Here is a 6327-nt window from a genome sequence, read left to right as displayed (position 1 = left end):
GGCCGGGACGGGCGCGGGCGGCGCGACGGCCTCGGCGGCGACTGCGAGCAGCGCCAGCAGCACCCGGACGGGCCGCTCCGCGAACGACGCGACGCGGCGGGCGAGCGACCAGGCGGCGCGTTCGCCGCGCCACAGCCACCAGCCCGAAACCAGACCGGCCGCGAGGTGCGCGAACGTCATCGCCGCGCCGGGCCCGTGCGCGGGGACGACGACCGTCATGTGGTGGCCGTCGTGCATCGACGAAACCCCGCCGACAGGCCGCACCACGGACGCGCACGACCCGCACGCGCTGGTGTACAGGGCGTGCAGCGCGAACTGCCCGCCGACGAGCCCGCCCGCGACCGTGGGCAGTGAGCGCTCGTGCCCGGTCAGCGCGTAGGTGGCCGCGAGCACCCCCGCGAACCCGGTCAGCGCCGCCCACGCCGGGACGGCCGTGGACGCCGCCAGCGCATGGCCGAGCGTCGCCAGCGCGACGCACACGGTGGAGAACACCAGGGCGCGCGCGAGCCGGTGGCTCGGCCGGTGGGGCGGGGCCGCGGACCGGTCGGACCGGGGCGCGGCCCCGGGGTGCGGGGCGGCGGTCATGACCGTCCCATGGTGCCATCCCCGCCCCGCGCCGCCTACCCGACCCCCGGGATAGGTCTCCGAACACGCCCAACATGTTGGGGTTGCAAAGTGAGCCGCCTCAAGATGTAGGGTCAAGCCCCGTGCTGGTTCGCCCGCACCGCCGCTCCGCGCCGCCACGCGTCGAGCGGTGGTGCGGGCGTCGCAAGAGGGAACCCGGTGGGAATCCGGGACTGCCCCGCAGCGGTGAGCGGGAACGACCGCCGTCAACGAAGCACTGGATCCGCCGCGCGCGGACCGGGAAGCGACGGTCAGTAGGCCGGGCGGCGCCATGGGCGCCGGCCGTCGCCCGCGAGTCCGAAGACCTGCCCGCACGACGATCGTCCGGAGCCTCGCGGGAGGCCGGCGGACGAGTGCGCGAGCCTGCCCGGAAACGCCGGGGGCGCCGCCGGGCACGCCCTTTCCGGGCGCGTCCCGCGGTGGGCCGGTGCCGCGCGCTCGCCCCGGCCTCCCCGAGGGAGATGCGAGGGGAAGAGGGCACATGACGCAGCAGCTGGTCGCGCCGGTGGAGACCGCACGGGGAGCGCTCGAGGTCGAGGTCGGACGGGCCTGCGCGGGACTCCCGGACGCCGAGCCGGGACGCGTCCTGGCCGCCGTCCGCGCCGCCGGGACCGCCGACGCGGCGGCCCTGCGGGAGCAGGCGATCGCCGAGGCCGCCGCGCTGGTCGCGGTCGAACCCGCCTACTCGCGGGTCGCCGCCCGCCTGCTGAACGCGCACATCGCCGACGAGGCCGCGTCGCAAGGCGTCCGCACGTTCGCGGAGTCGGCCGCCGCCGCGCACCGCGCGGGCCTGATGGCCGACGGCCCCGCTGCGTTCGCCGCCGCCAACGCCGAGGCGCTGGACGCGCTGGTGGACGAGTCCGCCGACGACCGGTTCGAGCACTTCGGCCTACGCACCGTCTACGACCGCTACCTGTGGCGGCACCCGGAGACCCGGCGCGTCCTGGAGCGGCCGCAGTTCTTCCTGATGCGGGTCGCGGTCGGGCTCGCCGAGACCGTCGAGGACGTCCGCGAGCTGTACGGGCTGCTGTCCACGCTGTCGTACCTGCCGTCGTCGCCGACGCTGTTCAACAGCGCCGCGCGCCGGTCGCAGCTCTCGTCCTGCTTCCTGCTGGACGCGCCGCGCGACGAGCTGGAGTCGATCTACGAGCGGTACGCGCAGGTCGCGCGGCTCAGCAAGTACGCGGGCGGCATCGGGATCTCCTGGACGCGGGTCCGGTCGCGCGGCTCGCTCATCCAGGGCACCAACGGCCTGTCGAACGGGATCGTCCCGTGGCTGCGGACGCTCGACTCGTCCGTCGCGGCCGTCAACCAGGGCGGCCGGCGCAAGGGCGCGGCCTGCGTGTACCTGGAGCCGTGGCACGCCGACGTCGAGGAGTTCCTGGAGCTGCGCGACAACACCGGCGAGGACGCCCGCCGCACGCACAACCTGAACCTCGCCAACTGGATCCCGGACGAGTTCATGCGCCGCGTCGAGCGCGACGAGGACTGGTCGCTGTTCGACCCCAAGGTCGTCCCCGAGCTGACCGACCTCTACGGCGACGACTTCGACCGCGCCTACCGCGCCGCCGAGGCCGAGGGCAAGGCCGTCCGGACGATCTCCGCGCGCCGCCTCTACGGCCGCATGATGAGAACCCTCGCGGAGACCGGGAACGGGTGGATGACCTTCAAGGACATCTCCAACCGCGCCTGCAACCAGACGGCCGAGAAGGGCAACGTCGTCCACCTGTCGAACCTGTGCACCGAGATCCTGGAGGTGACCAGCGACGGCGAGACCGCCGTCTGCAACCTCGGCTCGGTCAACCTCGGCGCGCACGTCGTCGGCGGGACCGTCGACTGGGAGCGGCTGCGCGCCACCGTCCGCACCGCCGTCCGCTTCCTGGACCGGACGATCGACCGCGGCTTCTACCCGACCGAGGAGGCCGAGAAGGCGAACAAGAAGTGGCGTCCGATGGGCCTCGGCGTGATGGGCCTCGCGGACGTGTTCTTCAAGCTGCGCCTGCCGTTCGACTCGGACGAGGCCAGGGAGCTGTCCACCCGTATCGCCGAGGAGATCTCGCTCGCCGCGTACGGCGCGTCCGCCGACCTCGCCGAGGCGCACGGCCCGCACCCGGCGTACGACCAGACCCGGACCGCGCGCGGCCAGCTCCACATCGACCACTTCCCGGACGCCGCGATCACCCGTCCGGACGCCTGGGACGCGCTGCGCGCCCGCGTCGCCCGCACCGGCCTGCGCAACTCGCTGCTCGTCGCGATCGCGCCGACCGCGACGATCGCGTCCATCGCGGGCTGCTACGAGTGCATCGAGCCGCAGGTGTCCAACCTGTTCAAGCGCGAGACGCTGTCCGGCGAGTTCCTGCAGATCAACCAGTACCTCGTCCGCGACCTGAAGGCCGAGGGCCTGTGGCTGCCGGAGGTCCGCGAGGCGATCAAGCGGGCGAACGGCTCCGTCCAGGGCCTCGCCGACCTCCCGGACGACGTCCGGGCCCTCTACCGGACGGCCTGGGAGCTGCCGCAGAAGGCGCTGATCGACCTCGCCGCCGCGCGCACCCCGTTCGTCGACCAGTCGCAGTCGCTGAACCTGTTCCTGGAGACCCCGACCATCGGCAAGCTCTCCTCGATGTACGCCTACGCCTGGCGGAGCGGCGTCAAGACCACCTACTACCTGCGCAGCCGTCCGGCGACCCGGATCGCGCAGACGACCGTCTCGGCGACCGAGGCCGTCATCTGCTCGCTGGAGAACCCCGAGACCTGCGAAGCCTGCCAGTAAGAAAGACGTGGAGACCAACGAGATGCTGCTCGACGCCGGCATGGACCTCACCCTGCGGCCCATGCGCTACCCCGACTTCTACGAGCGCTACCGCGCCGCCATCCGCAACACCTGGACGGTCGAGGAGGTGGACCTCGCATCGGACCTCGCCGACCTGGCCCGGCTCAGCCCCGAGGAGCTGCACCTGGTCAACCGCCTGGTCGCGTTCTTCGCGACGGGCGACTCGATCGTGGCGAACAACCTCGTGCTGAACCTCTACAAGCACGTGAACGCGCCGGAGGCCCGCCTCTACCTGTCCCGGCAGCTCTTCGAGGAGGCCGTCCACGTCCAGTTCTACCTGACCCTGCTGGACACCTACCTGCCCGACCACGACGAGCGCGCCAAGGCGTTCGCGGCGATCGAGCACATCCCGTCCATCCGGGCCAAGGCCGAGTTCTGCTTCCGCTGGATGGACTCGATCGACAAGCTCGACCGGCTGGCCACCCGCGACGACCGCCGCGCCTTCCTGCTCAACCTGGTCTGCTTCGCGGCCTGCATCGAGGGGCTGTTCTTCTACGGCGCGTTCGCCTACGTCTACTGGCTGCGCTCGCGGGGCCTGCTGAACGGCCTGGCGTCCGGGACGAACTGGGTCTTCCGCGACGAGTCCATGCACATGGAGTTCGCGTTCTCCGTCGTGGACACCGTCCGCGCCGAGGAGCCGGACCTGTTCGACGCCGAGCTGACCGCCGCCGTCACCCGCATGATGGAGGAGGCCGTCGAGGCCGAACTCGCCTTCGCCCGCGACCTGTGCGGCGACGGGATGCCCGGCATGAGCGCCGACGACATGCGCCGCTACCTGGAGTACGTCGCCGACCAGCGGCTCACCCGCCTCGGCCTGCCCGCCCGCTACGGCACCGCCAACCCGTTCGCCTTCATGGAGCTCCAGGACGTCCAGGAGCTGTCCAACTTCTTCGAGCGCCGCGTCTCGGCCTACCAGATCGGGGTGGAGGGCTCCGTGGCCTTCGACGAGGCGTTCTAGCCGACCGGGCGCCACTCCGCGTGCTGGCGGAGGCGCGGGACAAGGAGCAGTACGCGGGGCTGGTCGGACTGGAGAAGACGTTCGCGTTCAACCTGTCCGGCCACGTCCTGCACTCGATCTTCTGGCAGAACCTCTCGCCGGACGGAGGCGACCGCCCGACGGCGAGCTGGCCGCCGCCATCGGCGAGCACTTCGGCTCCTTCGAGGCCTTCCAGAAGCAGCTCACCACGGCCACCTCGACCGTCCAGGGCTCCGGCTGGGGCGTCCTCGCCTGGGAGCCCCTCGGCCGCCGCCTGGTCGTCGAGCAGGTCTACGACCACCACGGCAACGTCGGCGCCGGCACCACCCCGCTGCTGGTCTTCGACGCGTGGGAGCACGCGTACTACCTCCAGTACCGCAACGTGCGGCCCGATTACGTCCAGAAGCTCTGGTCCCTGGTGAACTGGACGGACGTCACGGCGCGCTTCGACGCCGCCCGCAGCGCCTGAGCCACCGGCCGCCCCGAAACGTGCGGCGTCCGCCTGGCCGGGATCGTGCTCAGAACCTTTCCTCGCGACCAGGCGGGCGCCGCACCCCCGGAGCCTTCACGATCGGAAGCCCCCGGTCGGAAGCCCCCTGGTCGGAGGACCGTCCGGACGCCACGCGGCGCGCGCGGGCACGGCCCGAGTATGCGGAGACGGCCCCCGTGCTGTATCCCATACGGGATGGAAACTGCCGTGACGACGTCCGCCGCGCTGGTGCGGCTCGACTGCACCGTCCGCTCCTACGCCTGGGGGTCGCGGACGGTGCTGGCCGAGCTGCTCGGACGCGTGCCCGGGGACGAGCCGCAGGCCGAGCTGTGGGTCGGGGCGCATCCGGACGCGCCGGCGCGGCTGCTCGGGGACGGCCGGACGCTGCCCGAGTACATCGCGGGCGACGCGGGCGCGGCGCTGGGACCGGGCGCGGGGGAGCGGCTGCCGTTCCTGCTGAAGGTGCTGGCGGTCGAGCACCCGCTGTCCCTCCAGGTGCACCCGGACGAGCGGCAGGCGCGGGCGGGGTTCGCGCGGGAGAACGCGGCGGGCCTCGCCCCGGACGCGTCCGACCGCAACTACCGGGACGACTCGGCCAAACCCGAGCTGGTCTGCGCGCTGACGACGTTCGACGCGCTGTGCGGGCTGCGGGAGCCGCGCGAGGCGGCCGGGCTGGTCGCGGCGCTCGGCGTCCCGGCGCTGGACGGCGTCGTGGCGGCGCTCACCGCCGGGGACGCCAAGCGCGCCGTGGAGACGCTGCTCACCTGGCCCGCCGGGGAGCGGCGCGCGCTGGTCGAGGACGTCCGGAAGGCGTGCGCGGGGCTCGGCGACGACCCCTACCGGGTCGTGGAACGGCTCGCCGACCTGCATCCGGACGACACCGGCCCGGTCACGTCGCTGCTGATGAACCTGGTCCGGCTGGAGCCGGGGGAGGCGCTGAACGTGCCGCCGCGCACGCTGCACGCCTACCTGCGCGGGACGGCCGTGGAGATCCTGGCCAGCTCCGACAACGTGCTGCGCGGCGGCCTGACGCCCAAGCACGTGGACGTCGCGGAGGTCCTGGCCGTCGCCGACTTCGGCGCGTTCGACCCGGTGCCGCTGAAGGCCGAGCCCGCGCCGAACGGCGAGGGCGTGTTCCCGTCCCCGGCGGCGGGGTTCCGGCTGACGCGGTGCGTGCCGGGCGCGGCGCGGATCGTCCTGGACCGGCCGGGGCCGAGCGCGCTGCTGTGCCTGGACGGCGCGGTGTCGGTCGCCCGGGACGGCCGCACCGAGCGGCTGCGGCGCGGGGAGGCGCTGTTCGTCCCGTTCCGGGGCGGGCCGGTCGAGCTGACCGGCGAGGGCGAGGTCTTCCGCGCCACCGTCGCCTGAGCGCGGCCGGAGGAGCGCCCGGACGAGTGGTCCGAGGCG

General features: G+C 73.4%; 5 protein-coding genes and 1 riboswitch. Of the genes, 4 read left to right on the top strand and 1 reads right to left on the bottom strand.

The genetic code is table 11. The features are described 5' to 3' along the window. Positions 1 to 585 (bottom strand): hypothetical protein (locus tag DZF91_RS01535; RefSeq protein ID WP_117355725.1); only part of this gene is annotated, 585 nt, incomplete at its 3' end. A gap of 159 nt (positions 586 to 744) precedes the next feature. After that, positions 745 to 951, top strand: a riboswitch (cobalamin riboswitch). Positions 952 to 1105: 154 nt separating this feature from the next. Between DZF91_RS01535 and DZF91_RS01530 the strand changes: the two genes are divergently transcribed. The 4 genes from DZF91_RS01530 to manA all read left to right on the top strand — a co-directional run bounded on the left by DZF91_RS01530 (position 1106) and on the right by manA (position 6288). Beyond that, positions 1106 to 3394: a ribonucleoside-diphosphate reductase subunit alpha gene (locus DZF91_RS01530; protein WP_117355724.1), complete on the top strand. Its 2289-nt coding sequence runs from the start codon at positions 1106 to 1108 to the stop codon at positions 3392 to 3394. Positions 3395 to 3401: 7 nt separating this feature from the next. Beyond that, positions 3402 to 4412: a ribonucleotide-diphosphate reductase subunit beta gene (locus tag DZF91_RS01525; protein WP_235833993.1), complete on the top strand. Its 1011-nt coding sequence runs from the start codon at positions 3402 to 3404 to the stop codon at positions 4410 to 4412. A 121-nt stretch (positions 4413 to 4533) separates the two neighbouring features. Continuing rightward, positions 4534 to 4899, top strand: a complete 366-nt coding sequence (locus DZF91_RS01520; RefSeq protein WP_328589100.1) for a Fe-Mn family superoxide dismutase — start codon at positions 4534 to 4536, stop codon at positions 4897 to 4899. Between the two features lie 216 nt (positions 4900 to 5115). Further along, positions 5116 to 6288, top strand: coding sequence for a mannose-6-phosphate isomerase, class I (manA, locus tag DZF91_RS01515; protein ID WP_199486336.1), 1173 nt, complete (start codon positions 5116 to 5118; stop codon positions 6286 to 6288). Positions 6289 to 6327: the final 39 nt, after the last annotated feature.

It is taken from the genome of Actinomadura logoneensis, from assembly GCF_003428695.1.
Classification (GTDB): domain Bacteria; phylum Actinomycetota; class Actinomycetes; order Streptosporangiales; family Streptosporangiaceae; genus Spirillospora; species Spirillospora logoneensis.
The sequence above is the reverse complement of the archived record's forward strand: the minus strand, read 5'-3'. Positions and strand labels throughout refer to the sequence as shown.